Origin of the sequence: Parabacteroides sp. AM58-2XD, assembly GCF_003463685.1 — a bacterium.
GTDB lineage: Bacteria > Bacteroidota > Bacteroidia > Bacteroidales > Tannerellaceae > Parabacteroides > Parabacteroides segnis.
Genome location: NZ_QSDP01000225.1, coordinates 1 through 1,564, shown reverse-complemented (window position 1 = coordinate 1,564; position 1,564 = coordinate 1). Strand labels below are relative to the sequence as shown.

General features: G+C 39.1%; 2 protein-coding genes. Both read right to left on the bottom strand.

The features are described 5' to 3' along the window. Positions 1-393: 393 nt before the first annotated feature. A complete protein-coding gene (locus DXA15_RS24950; RefSeq protein WP_303645837.1) occupies positions 394-627 on the bottom strand; it encodes a hypothetical protein in 234 nt (77 codons plus the stop codon). Positions 628-914: 287 nt separating this feature from the next. After that, on the bottom strand, positions 915-1,466 hold the full coding sequence (locus DXA15_RS24945; protein ID WP_233567635.1) for a glycosyltransferase family 2 protein: 552 nt from the start codon (positions 1,464-1,466) through the stop codon (positions 915-917). Positions 1,467-1,564: the final 98 nt, after the last annotated feature.

Below are 1,564 nucleotides of genomic sequence, written 5' to 3'. Positions count from 1 at the left end.
TTTACATCCGTACCGACGGAACCACCACCCACCCTCGCCTACTTGGTGAGGTGGGTGCCCATGTAAAAGGCCTGAACCATTGCTCCATCGGTATCTGCTACGAGGGCGGCTCGACCCCGATGGGCATCCTGCCGATACCCGTACGCCCCGCCAACGCGAACGGCTGGAAGAATTGCTGATGATCCTCCGCCAACTCTACCCGCAAGCCCTCATCACCAGCCATAACCACCTCACCCCACATGCACCCAAGGCATGTCCTTGTTTTGATGCCGAATGGGAGTACAGATGGATCTGACGGTGTCTTACCGGCACGCAAACAGTATGAATCGATTCATGTGGATTGTGCTGTTTGCGTGCTTTTATTTTCTGCTTCCGGTTGAAACAATAGTCAACTTATTCACTTTTAAAAGTAATTCCTTCAGAAGCATTATGAATAAATTCAAACTCTAACGTCCGTGCTAACCCTTCTCCCAAGGTATAAGGAGCTTTGAATCCGGACTCCTGTACTTTGGTTGCATCAAACTGTGTTGTGGCACAGAATTTTTTTACGCGGACAGAGCTTACAGTCAATTTCTTCCGGGTCAGGAAAGCCAGGACATCGAAGCAATATCCTCCCATCATTCCCAACCAAAGCGGAAAATGAGTGCTTACGTTTATTTCATATTACAAATATAGTAACTATGTATTTTTTTTCACTTCGTATGGCTATTTCCTATATTTGAGAAAACCTTTATAGGCAAATATAAACATAAAATAAGCAGCAGGTATTCGTTTTACACCTTCCACTTTGCGAAGTATATACCATTGTTTTTTAAACATCTCAAACTTATTTCCCGAACGAGAATTCTTCGCCTCCCTATAAAGAGCATGTACCTTACCTGTATTATATGCTTTATGCCCTTTTCGCAATATCTCTAGCCAAAAAGCATAATCCTCTTTGGGGATAGTTTAAAACAACTCCTTCCTATCAAATCCTTATGTAGTAAAACCGTCAAACAAGGAATTTCACAGCTCTCTAATGTATCCCAAAATGATGAAATTCGTTTACCGCGAATTATTCGTTGATTTCGCTTTCCGTCCCATGTTATTTTTTCGTAATCAGAATAAACAAACCCATAGTGTCCTATTTCCATATAACTTATTTGTTCTTCCAATTTCATGGGAAACCAAATATCATCACTATCCAAGAAAGCAACAAACTCTCCTTGTGCTTGTTCCAGTCCGATATTTCGTGGATGTGAAGGACTACAGGAAGGATGGTCAGTTTTAAAATATTTAATCCTAGAATCGTGATTCACATATGTTCGAATAATTTCTGCAGATAGGTCTGTTGAACAATCATCTACAATCAACATTTCCCAATGCGGATAAGTTTGAGCTAAAACAGATTCAATTGTTTGTTTGATAGTTCTTTCTGAATTGTAGCAGGGAGTTATAATGCTAATTAATACTTTTATATTATTCATGCAAATAGAGAAAGGAAGTTTAATATTGTCATACTAAAATAATCACAATTCAAAAGAAGATTTAAAAGGTAAAATAGAATCTAATATTTTTGTTAATT

Bases quoted from the DNA above. Each gene is read 5' to 3' on its own strand.
- DXA15_RS24945 (WP_233567635.1), bottom strand. From the start codon at position 1,466: ATGAATAATATAAAAGTATTAATTAGCATTATAACTCCCTGCTACAAT.